This window comes from Serratia sp. Tan611, from assembly GCF_905188235.1.
Classification (GTDB): domain Bacteria; phylum Pseudomonadota; class Gammaproteobacteria; order Enterobacterales; family Enterobacteriaceae; genus Serratia_B; species Serratia_B rhizosphaerae.
The window spans coordinates 910,727-931,226 of the sequence record NZ_LR994655.1; the positions used below are offsets into that span (position 1 = coordinate 910,727).

Genomic DNA, 20,500 nt, shown 5'->3' on the forward strand with positions numbered 1-20,500 from the left:
GATGGATATGGCAAACCTGACCTGGTTGCACGGTCAGCCGTCGTCCAGCGGCGTACTGAAGGCCAACCCGGAAGATTTCGTGGTGGTGGAAGACCTGGGCTTTACGCCGGACGGTGAGGGCGAGCATCTGCTGGTCAATATCCGCAAAAACGGCTGCAATACGCAGTTTGTCGCCGACTATCTGGCGCGTTTTGCCGGCGTTCACGGACGCGCGGTCAGCTATGCCGGCCTGAAAGACCGCCACGCGGTGACCGAGCAGTGGTTCTGCCTGCACCTGCCGGGCAAGGAAACGCCCGATCTCGCCCGTTTTGAGCTGGAAGGCTGCGAAGTGCTCGCCGCCGCTCGTCATCGCCGTAAACTGCGCATTGGCACGCTGAAAGGCAACGGTTTTACGCTGGTGCTGCGCCATATCAGCGATCGTGACGACGTAGAGCGTCGTCTGCAGGCGATTGCCGCAGACGGCGTGCCGAATTATTTCGGCAGCCAGCGCTTTGGCCACGGCGGTAATAATCTGACGATGGCGCGCCGCTGGGCCAATGACGAGATTCGCGTTAAAGAACGCAACAAGCGCAGCTTTTACCTTTCCGCCAGCCGCAGCGCCCTGTTTAATCTGGTGACGTCGACGCGGCTGGCCAATCAGCAGCAGCGCAGCGTGCTGGAAGGTGATGCGTTGCAACTGAGCGGACGCGGCAGCTGGTTTGTCGCCAAGGCGGATGAGCTGGAGAATGTGCAGCAGCGCGTGAATGACGGTGAACTGCTGATTACCGCGCCGTTGCCGGGAGATGGCGAGCCTGGCACCGCCGGCGCCGCGCTGGATTTTGAACAACAGTGCTTGGCGCAGCAGCCACAATTGCTTAGTCTCTTAAAGCGTGAGCGCGTAGACCCTGCCAGACGCGCTTTGCTGTTGCAGCCGCAGAATATGCAATGGAACTGGTGGGATGATGTCACCGTTGAACTGCGTTTTTGGCTGCCGGCCGGCAGTTTCGCCACCAGCGTAGTTCGCGAGATTATGCAGCAGGATAACCGTGATGCGGATATTACTGAGTAACGATGACGGCGTCAGCGCGCCGGGCATTCAGGTGCTGGCCGCGGCGTTGCGTGAGTTTGCCGAAGTGATGGTTGTCGCCCCCGATCGCAATCGCAGCGGCGCGTCCAATGCGTTGACGCTGGAAGCGCCTCTGCGTACCCAAACGTTGCCCAACGGCGATATCGCCGTACTGCAGGGCACGCCGACCGACTGCGTGTATCTGGGCGTGAACGCCCTGATGCGTCCGGCGCCGGATATTGTGGTTTCCGGCATTAACGCCGGCCCTAACCTGGGCGACGATGTGATCTATTCCGGCACCGTGGCGGCAGCAATGGAAGGGCGGCATTTAGGCCTGCCGGCGTTGGCGGTGTCGCTGAATGGCCACCGGCATTATGACACCGCAGCAGCCGTAACCTGCCGTCTGTTGCGTGCGTTGCTGCGTGAACCGCTGCGCACCGGAAAGATTCTCAACGTCAACGTGCCGGACGTGCCGCTGGCAGAAATCAAAGGGGTTCGCGTGACCCGCTGCGGCAGCCGCCATCCGGCGGAGCAGGTGTTTTGTCAGCAGGATCCGCGCGGTCGGGATCTCTACTGGATTGGGCCGCCGGGCGATAAATTTGATGCCGGGCCGGATACGGATTTTGCTGCCGTTGAGCAGGGCTATGTTGCGGTAACGCCGTTACAGGTGGATTTAACCGCGTATGCCGCCCAGGATGTGGTAAAAACATGGTTAACCAAAGCCGAGGTCAGCGGGGAATGGTGAGTAAGTCAATGCAAACATTGCTGGCTCAGCTGCGTCAGCAGGGGATCCAGGACGAACGACTGTTGCAGGCCATGGCGGCCGTGCCGCGTGAGCGCTTTGTCGATGAAGCGCTCCAGCATAAAGCCTATGAAAATACCGCGTTGCCGATAGGGTCGGGGCAGACTATCTCCCAGCCGTATACGGTGGCGCGTATGACCGAACTGCTGAACCTGACGCCGACGTCGCGCGTGCTGGAAATCGGCACCGGTTCCGGTTACCAGACGGCTATCCTGGCGCATCTGGTCCAGCATGTGTGCTCCGTTGAGCGCATCAAAGGGTTGCAGTGGCAGGCCAAGCGCCGCCTGAAGCAGCTCGATCTGCATAATGTTTCCACCCGCCACGGCGACGGCTGGCAAGGCTGGGCCTCGCGCGGGCCGTTTGACGCCATTATCGTCACGGCTGCGCCGCCGGAAATCCCGCAGGAGCTGATGGCACAGCTGGACGAGGGCGGCATTATGGTGCTGCCGGTGGGAGAACAGTCACAAATACTCAAGCGTATTCAACGTCGCGGTGGCGAATTTGTTATTGATGCGGTGGAGGCGGTGCGTTTTGTCCCGTTGGTAAAAGGCGAGCTGGCCTAACCGGCTGTCTGTTTTATCGGCTAAACGCAAAATCTGTTGCACTTTCATACGTCAGGAGCGGTTTTTAACGTTCCAATAAGACTAATTTCCAATACAATTGCCTTTCTGCGGCGTTATCTGATAGCGCGGACGCGTTGAGGCCGCTACATTGACAACGAATTTTTGGCTCTCTGACGGGAGATGGCCTGGTATTCAGGCATCGGTCAGGGGAACCTCTTCAGGTAGAAACTGAGAAAAGACTTAAAGCTCAGCTACGCTGTATAGGATATTTTTTGGCTATAGATGCTGTAATGGGGGAAGCATGAGCACGGGAAGCCCAATGATTACTTTTCGCCGGGTTGCGGTGTGTACGATGATCGGTGTGTGGTTGGCGGGTTGTACGAACAGCGGTTCGTCTTCTGCTCCTATCAGCAGCGTCAACGGCGGTGGCGGTAGCCCGATGACGGCTGGCAGCGTTGCAGCTCCGTCTGCGCAGGCCACGCCGCAAGAGCGTATCGTTTATAATCGCAGTTATGACTCAATTCAAAAGGGCAGCTACAACGGCAGCACCTATACGGTAAAGCGCGGCGACACGCTGTTCTATATCGCCTGGATCACCGGCAATGATTTCCGTGATCTGGCGCAGCGCAACAATATCCCTGAACCCTATAGCCTGAATGTTGGCCAAACCATTCAACTTGGTAATGGTTCTGCCAATGCCGGCGGCGGCGTAGTAGCGGCCACGGACGCTACCGGTGGCGGTATTCCTAAACCACCATCCAGCAGTCAGATCCAAACGGCAACGGTTGATTCTCAACCAACTAACGCGTATTCTGACAATTCGGGTAAACAGAATGTAGGTAAGATGTTACCTGCAGCAGGAGCCGCCGCGGCGGGAAGCACCACTGCTCCTGTTACCGCGCCAGTTGCTACGCCTCCGGCGAGCAGCGCCGCCAGTAATAATTCGCCGGTCAGTACCTGGCGTTGGCCGACTGACGGTAAGGTTATTGATAACTTTTCCTCATCAGACGGTGGGAATAAAGGGGTCGATATCGCTGGCACTCGTGGGCAAGCCATTTTTGCGACCGCTGATGGTCGCGTTGTGTACGCCGGCAATGCTTTACGAGGTTACGGTAATCTAATCATCATCAAACATAATGATGATTACCTGAGCGCCTACGCTCATAACGACACAATGCTGGTCCGGGAACAACAAGAAGTGAAGGCGGGTCAAAAAATAGCCACCATGGGTAGCACCGGAACCAGTTCAGTACGTTTGCATTTTGAAATTCGTTACAAGGGGAAATCCGTAAACCCGCTGCGTTATCTTCCGCAGCGATAGATTGGGCAGAATATGCTGATATTCTGCTCGCGGTATCACGGGTAGGAGCAGCTTATGAGCCACAATACGCTGAAAGTTAACGAGTTACAGACTGATGCAGATTTCGACGAGAATGGAGTTGAGGCGGAATCATTTGATGAAAAAGCGCTGGCAGAAACCGAGGCCAGCGAGAATGATTTAGCTGAAGAAGAGCTGCTGTCCCAAGGGGTAACCCAGCGTGTGTTAGACGCAACGCAGCTCTATCTCGGAGAAATTGGCTATTCGCCTCTGCTGACCGCAGAGGAGGAAGTTTATTTTGCGCGGCGGGCGCTACGTGGTGACGTGCCGTCCCGCCGTCGTATGATCGAAAGTAACCTGCGTCTGGTGGTGAAAATCGCCCGTCGCTACAGCAACCGCGGCCTGGCGCTGCTGGATCTGATTGAAGAAGGTAACTTGGGTCTGATCCGCGCGGTTGAAAAGTTCGACCCGGAACGCGGTTTCCGCTTCTCCACCTATGCCACCTGGTGGATCCGGCAGACCATTGAGCGGGCGATCATGAACCAAACCCGTACCATTCGCTTGCCCATCCATATCGTTAAAGAACTTAACGTCTACCTGCGCACCGCGCGCGAGCTTTCACATAAACTGGATCATGAGCCGAGTGCTGAAGAGATTGCCGAGCAGCTCGACAGACCTGTGGATGATGTGAGCCGTATGCTGCGTCTGAACGAGCGCATTACTTCGGTTGATACACCGCTGGGTGGGGACTCGGAGAAGGCGCTGCTGGATATTCTGGCTGATGAAAAGGACAACGGACCGGAAGACACCACGCAAGACGATGATATGAAGCAGAGTATCGTCAAATGGCTGTTCGAACTGAACGCCAAACAGCGTGAAGTGTTGGCACGGCGTTTCGGCCTGTTGGGCTATGAAGCGGCGACGTTGGAAGACGTTGGCCGTGAGATTGGCCTGACGCGTGAGCGCGTTCGTCAGATTCAGGTGGAAGGGTTGCGTCGCCTGCGTGAAATCCTGCAGACGCAGGGACTGAGCATTGAGGCGCTGTTCCGCGAGTAGCGTCGGTTGCCTGATGAATGAAATAAAAACGGTGAGCCTGCGCTCACCGTTTTTTTATGGCTACAAAAGCGGATTAGACCAGGCTTTTCAGGCGATAAATCCATTCCAGCGCCTGACGCGGGCTCAGCGAATCCGGATCCAGCGTTTCCAGCGCTTCAACCGCCGGCGAAGTTTCTTCAGTCAGCAGCGTCATCTGGGTGGCGTCTACTGTACCGACGGCGGTGTGGTTGGAGAGTGTTTCCAGCTCGCGCAATTTCTGCCGTGCGCGTTTGATAACGTCGCGCGGCACGCCGGCCAGCGCGGCTACCGCCAGCCCGTAACTCTTGCTGGCGGCACCGTCCTGTACGCTGTGCATAAAGGCGATGGTGTCACCGTGCTCCAGCGCATCCAGGTGCACGTTGACGACGCCTTCCATTTTCTCCGGCAGGGTAGTCAGCTCGAAGTAGTGGGTGGCGAACAGCGTCATCGCCTTGATGCGGTTAGCCAGGTTTTCGGCACAGGCCCAGGCCAGCGACAGGCCGTCGTAGGTTGAGGTGCCGCGGCCGATTTCATCCATCAACACCAGGCTGTGCTCGGTGGCATTGTGCAGAATATTGGCGGTTTCGGTCATCTCCACCATAAAGGTGGAGCGGCCGGAGGCCAGATCGTCCGCCGCGCCGACGCGGGTAAAGATACGGTCGACCGGGCCGATGCTGGCTTTGGCGGCCGGCACGTAGCTGCCGATATGCGCCATCAGCACGATCAGCGCCGTTTGCCGCATATAGGTACTTTTACCGCCCATGTTAGGGCCGGTAATGATCAACATGCGACGTTGCGGCGACAGCGCAACCGGGTTGGCAATAAACGGCTCGCTCAACACCTGTTCCACTACCGGGTGGCGGCCTTCGGTAATGCGAATGCCTGGCTGATCGCTCATGGTCGGGCAGGCGTAGTTGAGCGTTTCCGCCCGTTCCGCGAGGTTGCCGAGCACGTCGAGTTCAGCCAGCGCGCTGGCGCTTTGCTGCAGTTCGCCCAGATGCGGCAGCAGCAGGTCGAACAGTTCGTCATACAGCGCCTTTTCAATGGCCAGCGCCTTGCCTTTGGAGGTGAGAACCTTGTCCTCATACTCCTTCAGTTCGGGAATGATATAACGTTCGGCGTTTTTCAGCGTTTGGCGGCGCACGTAATGAATCGGCACCAGATGGCTTTGGGCGCGGCTGACCTGAATATAGTAGCCATGTACGCCGTTGAAGCCGACCTTCAGCGTATCCAGGCCCAGCTTTTCACGCTCGCGGACTTCCAGACGATCGAGGTAGTCGCTGGCGCCGTCTGCCAGCGCGCGCCACTCGTCCAGCTCGTCATTATAGCCGGTGGCGATGACGCCGCCGTCGCGCACCAGCACCGGCGGCGCTTCAACCACGGCGCGCTCCAGCAGGTCCTGCAGCTCATCGAACTGGCCGACCTGCGCCAGCAGTTGCTGCACGTGCGACGCCTCAACGTCCTGCAGCAGCGCGCGAATTTCCGGCAGTTGCTGGAAGGCGTGGCGCATGCGCGCCAGATCGCGCGGGCGCGCGGTCCGCAGCGCCAGACGCGCCAGAATACGCTCCAAATCGCCCACCTGACGCAGCGGAGGCTGCAGATCGGCAGTCAGATCCTGTAATGCGCCAATTGCCTGTTGACGGTTGTTCAGCACTTTGACGTCGCGGGTCGGCATATGCAGCCAGCGCTTCAGCATCCGGCTGCCCATCGGCGTGACGGTGCGATCGAGGATCGCCGCCAGCGTATTTTCGCTGCCGCCGGACAGGCTTTGGGTGATCTCCAGATTACGCCGGGTGGCGGCATCCATAATGATGCCGTCCTGCTGGCGCTCCATGGTGATGCCGCGGATGTGCGGCAGCGCGGTACGCTGGGTGTCTTTGACGTACTGCAGCAGACAGCCGGCGGCGCGCAGCGCCTGCTGCGACTGCTCTACGCCGAAGCCGGTTAGATCGCGGGTGCCGAACTGCAGGTTCAACTGCTGACGCGCGGTGTCCAGCTCAAACTCCCACAGCGGGCGACGGCGCAGGCCATGGCGCTGTTCGATCAGCGCCATTTGCTCGAAGCTTTCCGGGTACAGCAGCTCGGCCGGGTTGGTGCGCTGCAGTTCGGCCGCCATGGTTTCCACATCTTCCGGCTCGGCGACGCGGAAACGGCCGGAGCTGATGTCCAGCGTTGCGTAGCCGAAGCCGCGCGCGTCCTGCCAGATGGCGGCCAGTAGGTTGTCCTGCCGCTCCTGTAGCAGCGCTTCGTCGCTGACGGTGCCGGGCGTGACGATGCGCACTACTTTACGTTCCACCGGGCCTTTGCTGGCGGCGGGATCGCCAACCTGCTCACAGATGGCGACGGATTCGCCCAACTGCACCAGCTTGGCTAAATAGTTTTCTACCGCATGGTGCGGCACGCCGGCCATCGGGATCGGTTCGCCCGCCGAGGCGCCGCGTTTGGTCAGGGAGATATCTAGCAGCTGCGAGGCGCGCTTGGCATCGTCATAAAACAGCTCGTAGAAGTCACCCATCCGATAAAACAGCAGAATTTCAGGATGCTGCGCCTTTAAGCGCAGATACTGCTGCATCATCGGCGTGTGTTCGACGTATTCTTTTTTTTCCATAATTTTCACTGCGTTATGTTCTGATTATGCGTCATGAGCATGATGCTTACCGTAGCCACGTTGATGCGTCCTGCAAAAAGGCCAAATGCCGGCTGCTCTGTTAGAGTGAAGATGTTAACAGGTGATACCTCAGTTTCAAACGCATCTGCAAGCGCCGGCGTTTTTTTCCTTAACTTCTGCTAAATTGTTCGCATTACTGGTTGGCGGTAGCGAAAAGACGGCGGTATTTCACTGATTATTTAACGCGGATATTCCTGTTTGTGCATCACCGTCTATGATTTACCATAACCAAAATTTTTTTAGCCTGGCTGTATGGATACCTGATGCGTCAATTTGCCCCTCTCATTCCTCTGGTTGTTTTGCTTTCCGCCTGCAGCAGCAAGCCGGAAAATACCACCCAGCCGCCGCAGAGCCGCACGGTGCAAGGCGGTTTCCTGCTGGAGGCCGATCACGTTAATCCGATGCTGTCCGGCGATTATGCCTATAACGCGGCGGCCCAGCGCTTTATCGACAAAATGGTGCGCGAGCACGGCTTTGATCGCCAACAGCTGCACGATGTTTTCGCGCAGACCAAACGCCTGGACTGGGTAATTCGTCTGATGGACCGTCAGGCGCCAAGGCCGACCGGCCAGCCGCCTTCCGGGCCGAATGGGGCCTGGCTGCGGTATCGTAATAAGTTTATTACGTCGGACAATATTCCCAACGGCGTGGCCTTCTGGAATCAGTATGCCGACGCGCTGGAGCGCGCTCACCGGGTATATGGCGTACCGCCGGAAATTATCGTCGGCATCATCGGGGTGGAAACACGTTGGGGGCGGGTGATGGGGAAAACGCGCATTATCGATGCGCTGGCGACGCTGTCCTTTGATTATCCCCGTCGTGCGACGTACTTTACCGGCGAGCTGGAAACTTTCCTGCTGATGGCGCGTAAAGAACAGCGCGATCCGCTGGATCTGCGCGGTTCTTATGCCGGCGCGATGGGATACGGCCAGTTTATGCCGTCCTCCTTTAAGGATTATGCGGTCGACTTTAACGGCGACGGACACATTAACCTGTGGGACCCTGAGGACGCGATCGGCAGCGTGGCGAACTATTTCCGCGCGCACGGCTGGCAGCGCGATGCGCCGGTAGCGGTGCCGGCCAGCGGCCAGGCGCCATATATGGAGCACGGCTTCAAGACCCGCTATACGGTCGGCGCCCTGCAGGCCGCGGGGCTGACGCCGCAGGGCGGGCTGGGCCATGACCAGGAGGTGAGTCTGCTGCGTCTGGATATGGGCAGCGACTATCAGTATTGGTTCGGTTTGCCTAACTTTTACACCATCACCCGCTATAACCACAGCACGCACTATGCGATGGCGGTATGGCAGTTGGGTGAGGCGGTCGGGCGCGAGCGGCGCGGTGGCAGCGTATTCTGAACAGCAAAAAGGGCCGGTGACGGCCCTTTTTCTTTGTTCTACAGCATGGTGTAGGCTTTTTTCAGCCCGGTGTCCTCATCTGGGTCCGCTCCTTGGGCAGGCGCTTCTGCCGTTTCCTCATCCGTCGCTTCCGTATTCTCTGCGGCGGGTTCCGGTTCGACCGGATCCGGTGCGGCTTCCGGCGGCGGCATGGTGTCATGAATCGTTTGTTCATCGAAGGTCGGGTTCAACGCCGGCGACAGCGGCGAACTGACCAGGCTGTCCGGCATCGGAATGTGCGGCAGCGGCGCATCGTCGACAAACTGCGATTCATCCTCTTTCACCGTGCGGCTAAAGCCGACAATCAGCACGCCGCACAGGGCGAAAAATACATACAGAATATTGCCGCCCAGCGGCTGGATCAGCATGCCGACCGTCAGCGGCCCGATGCTGGCGCCCACGCCGAAGGCCATCAGCAGACAGGCCGCCAGTGACACACGGCGCTCCGGCTCGACCAGGTCGTTGGCCAGCGCCACCGCCAGCGGATACAGCGTAAACTGCAGCATGCTGACGACAAAACCGATAGCCAGCAGCAGCGGGAAAGTGATGTGCGGCAAAATCGCCAGCGGCAGCGCCGCTAACACCAGCAGAATAGCGTTAAGGCGCATCAACAGCGTACGGTTGTAACGATCGGACAACCAGCTCAAGGGGAACTGCGCCACCAGGCCGGCGAAAATCGCCAGCGCCATAAACAGGCCGGTATGCTGGGTGCTGAGGTCCTGCTGGCTGGTATACACCGGTGCCAGGCCGTAGAACGAGCCTACCACCATGCCGATAACCAACGTATTGGTCAGCACGCTGGGGATGTTGCGAATAAAGTAGAGCAGCTCCAGCGGCGCCGGCGACATATGGCGGACATTGGTGCGGGTGGTAAGGGCGATGGGCACCAGGCAGAGCGCGAAGCACAGGGCGATAATCAGCAGGGTGGTGATGCCCAGATCGGTTTGCAGCATCAGCACCACCTGGCCCAGAGACAGGCCCAGATAGGTGGCGGCCATATAGAAGCCGAAAACCACGCCGCGCTGATTGGATTCGGCCTGATCGTTAAGCCAGCTTTCCAGCACCATAAACTGGCACATCATGCACAGGCCGATAATCATCCGCAGCACCACCCAAATCGGGATGAATTCGGTCAAACCGTGCCCCAGCACCGCGGCGGTAATAATGCCCGCACAGGAGACGTAGGCGCGGATATGCCCGACGCGCGCAATCAAAAAATGACCGACCTTGCCGCCGATCACCAGCCCGATATAGTTGGCGGCGGTAATGGCACCGATCAGGCCGCCGGTGACGTGAATTGAGGTCAGGCGCAAAGAGATATAAGTGGTCAGCAGCCCGGAGCCAAGCAGCATCAGCAGCGTTGTGGTATATAACGGAAAGAATACGCCAAACGTTTTTTTCACTCGCTCATCCTATCGTCATCGGCGCTGATTATTGCCCGGCCACCAGCATCCTTGTTGTGTGCGCTATTGCGTTCCGCCCGTTACCTGGGCGCATTCTCTGATACTAGCAGTTTGCTCTGCGGCTTCAAACCTTGCCGGTTTTGCGCGTCGCTGCGCAATTCATTGAGCCCGCCCTCGCCGGCGCTTGATAAATGCTACTATCGGACGCATATAGCGATGATTCATTGAGGAGGCGTTATGAGCGAAGAGAGCCTGCATAAACTTAGCGTGGCCGTCGGCGAAAAATTAAAGGCAGGCGGACGCTGGATCACGGCGGCGGAGTCCTGCACCGGCGGCGGCATTGCCAAGGCGATTACCGATATCGCCGGCAGCTCCGCCTATTTCGACCGCGGTTTCGTGACCTACAGCAACCGGGCGAAGCACCAACTGCTGGGCGTATCCGAGGGGACGCTGCAGGTGCATGGCGCGGTCAGCGAAGCGGTAGTGCGTGAGATGGCGCAGGGCGCGCTGCATGCGGCGGACGCCGATATCGCGCTGTCGGTCAGCGGCATCGCCGGACCGGATGGCGGCAGCGCGGCGAAACCGGTCGGCACCGTATGGTTTGGCTTTGCCGAGCGTTCGGGGCGGGTGTTGGCGTGCGAAAGGCATTTCAGCGGCGATCGTGACGCCGTCCGGCTGCAGGCGACGGTTTTCGCGCTGCAAACCGTGCTCGATGAATTTTTGTAAAATTAGGCTTGATACTGTATGACTGTACAGTATAATTAGTGACATTTCCTGCACAACATACATTCAGTGGCAGTGTGGGGTAAAACCGACATTGCGTAACGAAGGAGCAAAAATGGCTATTGATGAGAACAAGCAAAAGGCGTTAGCTGCGGCACTGGGCCAGATTGAAAAACAATTCGGCAAAGGCTCCATCATGCGTCTGGGTGAAGACCGTTCCATGGACGTGGAAACGATCTCTACCGGCTCACTGTCACTTGATATCGCACTGGGCGCTGGCGGCCTGCCGATGGGCCGTATCGTAGAAATCTACGGGCCGGAATCTTCCGGTAAAACCACCCTGACGCTGCAGGTTATCGCCGCCGCGCAACGTGAAGGCAAAACCTGCGCCTTTATCGATGCCGAACACGCGCTGGATCCGGTGTATGCGAAAAAGCTGGGCGTAGATATTGATAATCTGCTGTGTTCTCAGCCAGACACCGGCGAGCAGGCGCTGGAAATCTGTGACGCGCTGACCCGCTCCGGCGCGGTTGACGTGATCATCGTCGACTCCGTTGCGGCGCTGACGCCAAAAGCGGAAATCGAAGGTGAAATCGGTGATTCGCACATGGGCCTGGCGGCGCGTATGATGAGCCAGGCGATGCGTAAGCTGGCCGGTAACCTGAAAAACGCCAACACGCTGCTGATCTTCATCAACCAGATCCGTATGAAAATTGGTGTGATGTTCGGCAACCCGGAAACCACCACTGGCGGTAACGCGCTGAAGTTTTATGCCTCTGTTCGTCTGGATATCCGCCGTATCGGCGCGATTAAAGAGGGCGATGAAGTGGTCGGCAGCGAAACCCGCGTCAAAGTGGTGAAGAACAAGGTTGCCGCGCCGTTCAAACAGGCCGAGTTCCAGATCATGTACGGCGAAGGCATCAACAGCCGTGGTGAATTGATTGACCTGGGCGTGAAGCACAAGATGATTGAAAAAGCTGGCGCCTGGTACAGCTACAACGGTGATAAAATCGGCCAGGGTAAGGCGAATGCCTGTAACTTCCTGAAGGAAAACCCGGCGATCGCTGCCGAGTTGGACAAGAAGTTGCGCGATCTGCTGCTACACAGCAGCACCGTTGAAGCTGATGAAGGCTTTGATGGCGACGCCGAAACCAGCGAAGAGTTTTAATCGCGACAGAGGCGATACGTTCTGATTCTGACGTATCGCCGCACGCCAAGGTTGTAATCCTATGAACGAACGGGTTTCCCCAAAGACCGGAAACACGCAGAATGACCTGCTAAGCCGCGCGATGCGCTTGCTGTCACAACGCGATCATAGTGAAGACGAACTGCGCCGCAAGCTGACGGCGCAGCCGTTTTTCTCCCGCGCCAAATTCTCCAACAACACTTCTTCCCCATCTTGCGATGAACCCATCGACCCAGCCGTTGTCGAACAAGTCATTGATTATTGCTATCAGCATAATTGGTTGGACGATCGGCGTTTTGCGACGCGTTATATCGGCAGCCGCAGCCGTAAAGGCTACGGTGCCCAGCGTATTCGTTCCGAGCTGATGCAAAAGGGTGTAGATAAAGAGGTGGTGCAGACGGCGTTGGCCGAATGTGACATCGACTGGTGTGAACAGGCCAAAGAGGTTGCGCAGCGTAAGTTTGGCGACCCGTTGCCGAAGGAGTGGAAAGATAAAGCCAAAGTGCAGCGTTATCTGCTTTATCGCGGCTTTTTTCAGGAAGAAATTCAGTCGATTTACCGTGATTTTGCGTAATCATCGCACACGGGGTTTTACTTCCCTCTGAAGAAAATTTATCTTATCCCCACTTTGTTCGTGAGCAGGCTGCCATCGTAAGGATGACGCGCGCCCTGTTCACGTATCGTTATTCTAGTCTTTCCGGGAAAAATATGAGCAAGAGCACCGCTGAGATCCGTCAAGCGTTTCTCGATTTCTTTCATAGTAAAGGTCATCAGGTCGTAGCAAGCAGCTCCCTGGTGCCTAACAATGATCCGACGTTGCTGTTTACCAACGCCGGTATGAACCAATTCAAAGATGTTTTCCTGGGGCTGGACAAACGCGCCTATACCCGCGCGACCACCTCTCAGCGCTGCGTTCGCGCGGGTGGTAAGCATAATGACCTGGAAAACGTCGGTTACACCGCTCGTCACCACACCTTCTTCGAAATGCTGGGCAATTTCAGCTTCGGTGATTACTTCAAACGTGATGCTATCGCCTATGCCTGGGAGCTGCTGACCGGTGAAAACTGGTTTAACCTGCCGAAAGAAAAGCTGTGGGTGACCGTCTACGAAACCGATGATGAAGCGTTTGATATCTGGCAGAACGAAATCGGTATTCCTGCCGAACGCATCATTCGCATCGGCGACAACAAGGGGGCGCCATTTGCTTCCGATAACTTCTGGCAGATGGGCGACACCGGCCCGTGCGGTCCGTGTACCGAAATTTTCTACGATCACGGCGATCATATCTGGGGTGGCCCTCCGGGGAGTCCGGAAGAGGATGGTGACCGTTATATCGAGATCTGGAATATCGTCTTCATGCAGTTCAACCGGCAGGTTGACGGCACAATGTTGCCGTTGCCTAAACCGTCGGTGGATACCGGCATGGGGCTGGAGCGCATTACCGCGGTACTGCAACACGTTAATTCCAACTACGAAATCGACCTGTTCCGCACCCTGATCGCTGCGGTCGCCAAAGTGACCGGCGCGACCGATCTGGATAACAAATCTCTGCGCGTTATCGCCGACCATATTCGTTCTTGCGCTTTCCTGGTTTCCGATGGCGTTATCCCGTCTAACGAAAACCGTGGCTATGTACTGCGCCGCATCATTCGTCGCGCGGTACGTCACGGCAATATGCTGGGGGCGAAAGAGACCTTCTTCTATAAACTGGTTGCACCGTTAATCGAGGTGATGGGGCCGGCAGCCGAAGAGCTGAAGAGTCAGCAGGCGATGGTCGAGCAGGTGCTGAAAACAGAAGAAGAGCAGTTTGCCCGTACGCTGGAGCGTGGTCTGGCGCTGCTGGACGATGAGCTGTCCAAGTTGCAGGGCGATACGTTGGATGGCGAAACGGCTTTCCGTCTGTATGACACCTACGGCTTCCCGGTTGACCTGACCGCTGACGTTTGCCGCGAGCGCGGTCTGAAAGTTGATGAGGCCGGTTTTGACGAGGCGATGGAAGCGCAGCGCCGCCGTGCTCGTGAATCCAGCGGTTTTGGTGCGGATTACAACAGCATGATTCGCGTTGATGGCGCCAGCGAGTTCTGCGGCTATGACCATGATAAGCAGCAGGCCAAGGTTACCGCGCTGTTCCGTGATGGCCAGCCCGTTGATGCTATCGCTGCCGGTGAAGAAGCCGTGGTGGTGCTGGACAGTACGCCGTTTTATGGTGAGTCTGGCGGCCAGGTTGGCGATAAAGGCGTGTTGAAAGCTTCGGCGGCGGAATTTGTCGTCGGCGATACGCAAAAATATGGTCAGGCGCTCGGCCATCAGGGCAAATTGGTACAAGGTTCGCTGAAGGTCGGCGACAGCGTTGCCGCCGAGATTGACCAGGCGCGTCGTAACCGCATTCGCCTGAACCACTCTGCCACTCACCTGCTGCACGCGGCGTTACGCCAGGTGCTGGGCGAACACGTAGCGCAGAAAGGCTCACTGGTTAACGATAAGTATCTGCGTTTCGACTTCTCTCATTTTGAAGCGATAAAACCTGAACAGCTGCGTGCGGTGGAAGATTTGGTCAACCAGCAGATTCGTCGTAATCTGCCGGTGCAGACCGAGGTGATGGCGCTGGATGATGCAAAAGAGAAGGGCGCCATGGCGCTGTTTGGTGAGAAGTACGACGACCATGTGCGCGTACTGACCATGGGCGACTTCTCTACCGAGCTTTGCGGCGGTACGCATGCGGCCCGCACCGGCGATATCGGCCTGTTCCGTATTCAGAGCGAGTCTGGTACGGCTGCGGGGATTCGTCGTATTGAAGCGGTAACCGGCGAAGGTGCAATTGCTTCACTGCATCAGCAGAGTGATTTACTGCAGGAGGTTGCCCACCTGGTGAAAGGTGATAGCAACAACCTGACGGACAAAGTGCGTGCGGTGCTCGATCGCTCTCGCGTGCTGGAAAAAGAGCTGCAACAGCTTAAAGACCAGCAGGCGGCGTCGGAAAGCGCTTCACTGTCCAGCAAAGCGCAATTGGTCAACGGTGTGAAACTGCTGGTTAGCCAGTTGGATAACGTCGAACCGAAAATGCTGCGAACCATGGTTGACGATCTGAAAAATCAACTGGGTTCTGCAATCATCGTTCTGGCTACGGTTGCTGACGGTAAAGTCAGCCTGATTGCTGGCGTGACCAAAGATCTGACCGACCGGGTAAAAGCCGGCGAGCTGATTGGCAGCGTCGCCCAGCAGGTAGGTGGCAAGGGCGGTGGTCGTCCGGATATGGCGCAAGCGGGGGGAAGCGACGTCAACGCCTTGCCTGCGGCATTAGGCAGCGTAGAAGCCTGGGTGGCTTCGAAACTGTGAATATAAATAAATAGCCTCGCTGAACGCCATAACTCATTGTTGATTATGGCGTTTTTTCAGCGTGCTAAAACAATGTGGTTATAATAACGGGAACAAAGTTTTTCAGGTCGGCTAAACTTATCATTAACTGGGGTGATACCAAGTCTACTTACATTTACTGTGGGTTCTATGGCTTACTTTTTCACCACATATGATGGATAATGGCGGGGAAACTGAGAGACCCGACTCTTTTAATCTTTCAAGGAGCAAAGAATGTTAATTCTGACTCGTCGAGTTGGTGAAACCCTCATGATTGGCGATGAGGTTACGGTCACAGTGCTAGGGGTAAAAGGCAACCAGGTTCGTATTGGTGTGAATGCTCCGAAAGAAGTGTCCGTACACCGGGAAGAAATCTATCAACGTATCCAGGCAGAGAAGTCTCAGCAGACGACTTACTGATTTCAATCGTAGCGTCTCGTTGCCTAACGGGACGCTTCTGCCTTTTTTCTCCTTTCCGACGCCGTTTTTCTTCCCCTCGCTGATAATTTTTTCTCTGAGCGCTATTCAGGTTGTTGCACGGATATCGCCGTTTGTCTGTTGATAAAACACCCTTTTTGCCGTGTAATTGCCCATATTGCCTGCGAAGTGTGCAAACAAAAATAAGTTGGGAAAAATTGTTTGACTTATAAGTCGGGGAAAGTAATATGTGCGCCACGCAGTGCCGATGAGCTTCTCTAAAGCGAGTTAGGCACAATTCGAAAGAAGCGTGTTGGTGAGGTGGCCGAGAGGCTGAAGGCGCTCCCCTGCTAAGGGAGTATGCGGTCAAAAGCTGCATCCGGGGTTCGAATCCCCGCCTCACCGCCATTTGCATCCGTAGCTCAGCTGGATAGAGTACTCGGCTACGAACCGAGCGGTCGGAGGTTCGAATCCTCCCGGATGCACCATATTTAGACATGTGTTTGAACGTCGTAATTCAGACCTGTGTCACGCCATAGAGCAGTATGGTAGGGTGAGTAACAAAATACCATACGGTATCAAAAAGAATTACTGTGCATCCGTAGCTCAGCTGGATAGAGTACTCGGCTACGAACCGAGCGGTCGGAGGTTCGAATCCTCCCGGATGCACCATTCTTCAAGTCTTTCCTGATTGTCTTGTCAGGCAAGCAAAAATAGACAATGCATCCGTAGCTCAGCTGGATAGAGTACTCGGCTACGAACCGAGCGGTCGGAGGTTCGAATCCTCCCGGATGCACCATCTAAGAGAAACCCGCTTCGGCGGGTTTTTCGCTTTTCCGACCGCGAGGAGAGCGGTGGGAGGTTCGAGCCGAGCGCAGCGAGACAACGTTGCGTGAGCAACGGCCCGCAGGGGAGGCGCAGCCGAATTATCCTCCCGGATGCACCATCTAAGAGAAACCCGCTTCGGCGGGTTTTTCGCTTTCTGCAAACCGCTCCCGTTCTGAAACCCTTACCCACAACGCGGCATTTTCCGACATCACGCGATCGGCGACAATTTCCCTGCTTTGCGATAAAGTAGTTTTCTTTCCTCAATGATCATGGAGTAACGATGTACGATCGCTACCAAGGTCTGATCTTTGACATGGACGGCACGATTCTGGATACCGAACCTACACACCGGCAAGCGTGGCGTGACGTGCTGGGGCGCTATGGCATGACATTTGACGAGTCTGCCGTGGTGGCACTGAACGGTTCGCCGTCCTGGCGCATCGCCGAGGCGATTCTTGCCGCTCAGCAGGCCGATCTCGATCCTCATCAGCTCGCCGCGGAGAAAACTCGTGCGGTAGAAGCGATGTTGCTCGATAGCGTGCGTCCGTTGCCGTTGGTTGAGGTGGTGAAGTCTTATCACGGGCGCCGCCCAATGGCGGTGGGCACCGGCAGTGAACACCGTATGGCGGAGAGACTGCTGCGTCATCTGGGGCTGTATCAGTGCTTTGACGCGATTGTCGGTGCCGATGACGTCCAGCGTCACAAGCCGGAGCCGGACACCTTCCTGCGCTGTGCGGAGTTGATCGGCGTAGCGCCGGAACAGTGCGTAGTGTTTGAAGACGCCGACTTCGGCATTCAGGCGGCACGCAGCGCCAATATGGCGGTGGTAGACGTCCGTACGTTGTGAGTAGTACGCTAACGCTATTTTCATTATTCGGCAGCAGTTTTCTCAGTGCGACGCTGCTGCCGGGAAATTCAGAAATTCTTTTGGTCGCCTTGCTGACTAAAAGCCGTGTTGCACCGGAATGGCTGGTGCTGGCGGCTGCTTTGGGCAATACGCTTGGCGGACTGACGAATGTGATTATCGGGCGCCTGTTACCGGCGTTGAAGCCGCAACGCGGGCTGGAAACGGCACTGCGCTGGTTACAACGCTTTGGCCCGGCTGCGCTGTTGCTCAGTTGGTTGCCGGTAGTGGGCGATTTGTTGTGCGTGTTGGCAGGCTGGCTGCGCATGCCATGGGGATCTGTTGTGCTGTTTCTGGCGATCGGAAAGGCGCTGCGTTACGTCATTTTGACTATGATAACGCTACAGGGGATTTCCTGGTGGCACTAACGAAGTTAAACATAACCCCGGAAGGTTTCAGATTGATGGCGGACTGCGCATGCGTTGCCGCAACTGAAATTAGCGGGAATGAATACAATATTCTTCGGGCGTGGTTTTAGTATGCTTACGAGTAATCGTTTTTTGGAGCGGGAGGTCAATTTGATCCCGGACGTATCACAGGCGCTTTCTTGGTTGGAAGCCCACCCTCAGGCATTAAAAGGCATCCGCCGCGGTATTGAGCGTGAAACGCTACGCGTGACGGCGGATGGCAAGCTGGCAACAACCGGACATCCGGAACATCTGGGGGCGGCATTAACGCACCATTGGATTACCACGGACTTTGCCGAAGCGCTGTTAGAGTTTATTACGCCGGTTGATGACAATATCGATCACCTGCTGACGTTTTTACGCGACATCCACCGCTATGTGGCGCGCAATATTGGCGAAGAGCGTATGTGGCCGCTGAGTATGCCGTGTTTTATCGGCGCTGAGCAGGATATTGAACTGGCGCAGTTCGGTTCATCAAATATCGGCCGGATGAAAACGCTGTACCGCGAAGGGCTGAAGAATCGCTATGGCGCCTTGATGCAGACCATCTCCGGCGTTCACTATAACTTCTCGCTGCCGATGGAGTTCTGGCAGGCCTGGGCGGGGGTTGAGGATGCGGAAAGTGGCAAAGAGCAAATCTCCGCCGGTTATTTCCGTCTGATCCGCAACTATTACCGGTTCGGCTGGGTGATCCCTTATCTGTTTGGTGCATCGCCGGCTATTTGCTCCTCGTTCCTGAAAGGGCGGGAAACCTCGCTGCCGTTTGAAAGCAACGGACGCGGCATGCTGTATCTGCCGTATGCAACCTCGCTGCGTCTGAGCGACCTGGGTTATACCAACAAGTCGCAAAGCAATCTGGGTATTACCTTCAATGACCTGCACAGCTATGTCCAGGGGTTGAAAAAGGCGATTGCGACGCCGTCGGAAGAGTTTGCTCAGTTAGGCGTGAAACAAGGCGACCATTATCTGCAGCTGAACACCAATGTGCTGCAGATTGAAAATGAGCTGTATGCGCCGATTCGTCCCAAGCGCGTGACCCGCAGCGGCGAAACGCCGTCCGATGCCTTGCTGCGCGGCGGTATTGAATATATTGAAGTGCGTTCGTTGGATATTAACCCATTCTCGCCGATTGGCGTTGATGCGGTACAGGCACGTTTCCTTGACCTGTTCCTGATCTGGTGCACCCTGGCGGATGCGCCGGAAATGAGCAGCGATGAACTGCTGTGTACGCGTAAAAACTGGAACCGGGTGATTCTGGAAGGCCGTAAACCGGGGCAAACCATCGGCATCGGTTGTAACGATACGCGTAAGCCGCTGGTGCAGGTGGGGAAAGCATTATTTGCCGATCTGCGGCGCGTGGCGGAAGTGCTGGACAGCGAAGCCGGCGACCGGGCGTACCAGCAGGTGTGCGATCAACTGGTTGCCGCTTTTGACGATCCGGAGCAGACGTTCTCCGCCCGTATTTTAAAGGCGATGCTGGAAGACGGAACCGGTAAGGTGGGTCTTGAACTGGCGGAACATTATCGCCAGATGCTGCAGTCTGAACCGCTGGAAATTCTTAGCGACGAGCTGTTTACACAAGAATCACGTGAGTCATGGCAGCGACAGCGCGACGTAGAAGCGGCGGATACGCTAAGCTTTGAACAGTTCCTGAAGGCAAACGGCGGGGGCTGAAAAAGAAAAAGGCCACATCAATGTGGCCAAATATGCATCTCTGATGACAGGGATGATGATAACAAATGCGCGTCTTTCATATACTGAGACCCGCAGGGTGGGAAAAGGTTTCCTTGGATCGCTAAAAAAAATCCTAAATAATTTTTCTTTTACGAGGAGGTGACAACATGCCACTGCTGGATAGCTTTACCGTAGACCACACTCGCATGGCAGCCCCGGCTGTCCGCGTTGCGAAAACCATGAAAACTCCTCATGGCGATACCATCACCGTGTTTGACCTGCGTTTTTGCATCCCAAACAAAGAAGTGATGCCTGAGCGCGGTATCCATACGCTGGAGCACCTGTTCGCGGGCTTTATGCGTAATCACCTGAATGGCCAGGGCGTAGAGATCATTGATATCTCGCCGATGGGCTGTCGCACCGGCTTTTATATGAGCCTGATCGGCGTGCCGGACGAGCAACGCGTTGCCGACGCCTGGAAAGCGGCGATGGCGGACGTGCTGAAGGTGACCGACCAGCGTAAAATCCCTGAGCTGAATGAATTCCAGTGCGGGACTTACGAGATGCACTCGCTGCAGGAAGCGCAGGATATCGCCAAGCATATTCTGGATCGCGACGTGGTAGTGAACCGCAATGACGAACTGGCGCTGCCGGCAGATAAATTGCAGGAACTGCACATCTGATAGGGCGTTGGCAGGCAATAAAAAAGACGCGATTATCGCGTCTTTTTTATGGATGGC

The 20,500-nt window shown here is 56.4% G+C and carries 17 protein-coding genes, 4 tRNA genes and 1 other RNA gene; 20 read left to right on the plus strand and 2 right to left on the minus strand.

The window, feature by feature from the left end; translation table 11 throughout:
- Position 1 precedes the first annotated feature (1 nt).
- The 5 genes from truD to rpoS all read left to right on the plus strand — a co-directional run bounded on the left by truD (position 2) and on the right by rpoS (position 4,784).
- Positions 2–1,048, plus strand: coding sequence for a tRNA pseudouridine(13) synthase TruD (truD, locus tag TAN611_RS04165; protein WP_105229832.1), 1,047 nt, complete (start codon positions 2–4; stop codon positions 1,046–1,048).
- A complete protein-coding gene (surE, locus tag TAN611_RS04170; RefSeq protein ID WP_105229833.1) occupies positions 1,029–1,790 on the plus strand; it encodes a 5'/3'-nucleotidase SurE in 762 nt (253 codons plus the stop codon). Before truD ends, surE begins: the two co-directional genes overlap by 20 nt.
- Positions 1,784–2,410 (plus strand): protein-L-isoaspartate(D-aspartate) O-methyltransferase, encoded by a 627-nt coding sequence (locus tag TAN611_RS04175; RefSeq protein ID WP_105229834.1) that lies wholly within the window; start codon positions 1,784–1,786, stop codon positions 2,408–2,410. Before surE ends, TAN611_RS04175 begins: the two co-directional genes overlap by 7 nt.
- A gap of 319 nt (positions 2,411–2,729) precedes the next feature.
- Positions 2,730–3,731 (plus strand): murein hydrolase activator NlpD, encoded by a 1,002-nt coding sequence (gene nlpD / locus TAN611_RS04180; RefSeq protein WP_203067315.1) that lies wholly within the window; start codon positions 2,730–2,732, stop codon positions 3,729–3,731.
- A gap of 54 nt (positions 3,732–3,785) precedes the next feature.
- Positions 3,786–4,784 (plus strand): RNA polymerase sigma factor RpoS, encoded by a 999-nt coding sequence (rpoS, locus tag TAN611_RS04185; protein WP_105229836.1) that lies wholly within the window; start codon positions 3,786–3,788, stop codon positions 4,782–4,784.
- 73 nt (positions 4,785–4,857) lie between these two features.
- Here rpoS and mutS read toward each other — a convergent pair whose 3' ends face one another.
- The gene (mutS, locus tag TAN611_RS04190) at positions 4,858–7,410 is read right to left on the minus strand and encodes a DNA mismatch repair protein MutS (protein WP_111737704.1); all 2,553 of its coding nucleotides are present in this window, start codon (positions 7,408–7,410) and stop codon (positions 4,858–4,860) included.
- A gap of 323 nt (positions 7,411–7,733) precedes the next feature.
- Between mutS and mltB the strand changes: the two genes are divergently transcribed.
- Entirely contained in the window at positions 7,734–8,825 is a 1,092-nt protein-coding gene (mltB, locus tag TAN611_RS04195; RefSeq protein ID WP_203067316.1) for a lytic murein transglycosylase B, read from the plus strand.
- A gap of 38 nt (positions 8,826–8,863) precedes the next feature.
- On the opposite strand, the gene TAN611_RS04200 is transcribed toward mltB, so the two are convergent.
- The gene (locus TAN611_RS04200) at positions 8,864–10,267 is read right to left on the minus strand and encodes an MFS transporter (RefSeq protein WP_105229839.1); all 1,404 of its coding nucleotides are present in this window, start codon (positions 10,265–10,267) and stop codon (positions 8,864–8,866) included.
- A gap of 237 nt (positions 10,268–10,504) precedes the next feature.
- On the opposite strand from TAN611_RS04200, the gene pncC reads away from it, so the two are divergent.
- The 14 genes from pncC to luxS all read left to right on the plus strand — a co-directional run bounded on the left by pncC (position 10,505) and on the right by luxS (position 20,443).
- The gene (gene pncC, locus TAN611_RS04205; protein ID WP_187043605.1) at positions 10,505–10,993 is read left to right on the plus strand and encodes a nicotinamide-nucleotide amidase; all 489 of its coding nucleotides are present in this window, start codon (positions 10,505–10,507) and stop codon (positions 10,991–10,993) included.
- A gap of 112 nt (positions 10,994–11,105) precedes the next feature.
- Positions 11,106–12,158, plus strand: a complete 1,053-nt coding sequence (gene recA, locus TAN611_RS04210; RefSeq protein WP_203067317.1) for a recombinase RecA — start codon at positions 11,106–11,108, stop codon at positions 12,156–12,158.
- A gap of 61 nt (positions 12,159–12,219) precedes the next feature.
- Positions 12,220–12,750, plus strand: a complete 531-nt coding sequence (gene recX / locus TAN611_RS04215; RefSeq protein WP_203067318.1) for a recombination regulator RecX — start codon at positions 12,220–12,222, stop codon at positions 12,748–12,750.
- 134 nt (positions 12,751–12,884) lie between these two features.
- Positions 12,885–15,512 (plus strand): alanine--tRNA ligase, encoded by a 2,628-nt coding sequence (gene alaS / locus TAN611_RS04220; protein WP_105229843.1) that lies wholly within the window; start codon positions 12,885–12,887, stop codon positions 15,510–15,512.
- Between the two features lie 252 nt (positions 15,513–15,764).
- On the plus strand, positions 15,765–15,950 hold the full coding sequence (gene csrA / locus TAN611_RS04225) for a carbon storage regulator CsrA (RefSeq protein ID WP_004091602.1): 186 nt from the start codon (positions 15,765–15,767) through the stop codon (positions 15,948–15,950).
- A 312-nt stretch (positions 15,951–16,262) separates the two neighbouring features.
- Positions 16,263–16,355: transfer RNA gene (locus TAN611_RS04230), tRNA-Ser, on the plus strand.
- Between the two features lie 3 nt (positions 16,356–16,358).
- Positions 16,359–16,435 (plus strand) — tRNA-Arg (locus tag TAN611_RS04235).
- 107 nt (positions 16,436–16,542) lie between these two features.
- A tRNA-Arg gene (locus TAN611_RS04240) sits at positions 16,543–16,619 on the plus strand.
- A gap of 50 nt (positions 16,620–16,669) precedes the next feature.
- Positions 16,670–16,746 (plus strand) — tRNA-Arg (locus TAN611_RS04245).
- Between the two features lie 28 nt (positions 16,747–16,774).
- Positions 16,775–16,893: non-coding RNA, RtT sRNA (locus tag TAN611_RS04250), on the plus strand.
- 162 nt (positions 16,894–17,055) lie between these two features.
- Positions 17,056–17,622: a fructose-1-phosphate/6-phosphogluconate phosphatase gene (yqaB, locus tag TAN611_RS04255; protein ID WP_187043603.1), complete on the plus strand. Its 567-nt coding sequence runs from the start codon at positions 17,056–17,058 to the stop codon at positions 17,620–17,622.
- Positions 17,619–18,047, plus strand: coding sequence for a YqaA family protein (locus tag TAN611_RS04260; protein ID WP_105229845.1), 429 nt, complete (start codon positions 17,619–17,621; stop codon positions 18,045–18,047). The genes yqaB and TAN611_RS04260 overlap by 4 nt, the downstream gene beginning before the upstream one ends.
- A gap of 111 nt (positions 18,048–18,158) precedes the next feature.
- Positions 18,159–19,760: a glutamate--cysteine ligase gene (gshA, locus tag TAN611_RS04265; protein ID WP_187043601.1), complete on the plus strand. Its 1,602-nt coding sequence runs from the start codon at positions 18,159–18,161 to the stop codon at positions 19,758–19,760.
- A gap of 167 nt (positions 19,761–19,927) precedes the next feature.
- Complete coding sequence (gene luxS / locus TAN611_RS04270) at positions 19,928–20,443, plus strand: S-ribosylhomocysteine lyase (RefSeq protein WP_105229847.1); 516 nt, start codon at positions 19,928–19,930, stop codon at positions 20,441–20,443.
- Positions 20,444–20,500: the final 57 nt, after the last annotated feature.

Bases quoted from the DNA above. Each gene is read 5' to 3' on its own strand.
- truD (WP_105229832.1), top strand. From the start codon at position 2: ATGGATATGGCAAACCTGACCTGGTTGCACGGTCAGCCGTCGTCCAGC.
- surE (WP_105229833.1), top strand. From the start codon at position 1,029: ATGCGGATATTACTGAGTAACGATGACGGCGTCAGCGCGCCGGGCATT.
- TAN611_RS04175 (WP_105229834.1), top strand. From the start codon at position 1,784: ATGGTGAGTAAGTCAATGCAAACATTGCTGGCTCAGCTGCGTCAGCAG.
- nlpD (WP_203067315.1), top strand. From the start codon at position 2,730: ATGATTACTTTTCGCCGGGTTGCGGTGTGTACGATGATCGGTGTGTGG.
- rpoS (WP_105229836.1), top strand. From the start codon at position 3,786: ATGAGCCACAATACGCTGAAAGTTAACGAGTTACAGACTGATGCAGAT.
- mutS (WP_111737704.1), bottom strand. From the start codon at position 7,410: ATGGAAAAAAAAGAATACGTCGAACACACGCCGATGATGCAGCAGTAT.
- mltB (WP_203067316.1), top strand. From the start codon at position 7,734: ATGCGTCAATTTGCCCCTCTCATTCCTCTGGTTGTTTTGCTTTCCGCC.
- pncC (WP_187043605.1), top strand. From the start codon at position 10,505: ATGAGCGAAGAGAGCCTGCATAAACTTAGCGTGGCCGTCGGCGAAAAA.
- recA (WP_203067317.1), top strand. From the start codon at position 11,106: ATGGCTATTGATGAGAACAAGCAAAAGGCGTTAGCTGCGGCACTGGGC.
- recX (WP_203067318.1), top strand. From the start codon at position 12,220: ATGAACGAACGGGTTTCCCCAAAGACCGGAAACACGCAGAATGACCTG.
- alaS (WP_105229843.1), top strand. From the start codon at position 12,885: ATGAGCAAGAGCACCGCTGAGATCCGTCAAGCGTTTCTCGATTTCTTT.
- csrA (WP_004091602.1), top strand. From the start codon at position 15,765: ATGTTAATTCTGACTCGTCGAGTTGGTGAAACCCTCATGATTGGCGAT.
- yqaB (WP_187043603.1), top strand. From the start codon at position 17,056: ATGTACGATCGCTACCAAGGTCTGATCTTTGACATGGACGGCACGATT.
- gshA (WP_187043601.1), top strand. From the start codon at position 18,159: ATGCTTACGAGTAATCGTTTTTTGGAGCGGGAGGTCAATTTGATCCCG.
- luxS (WP_105229847.1), top strand. From the start codon at position 19,928: ATGCCACTGCTGGATAGCTTTACCGTAGACCACACTCGCATGGCAGCC.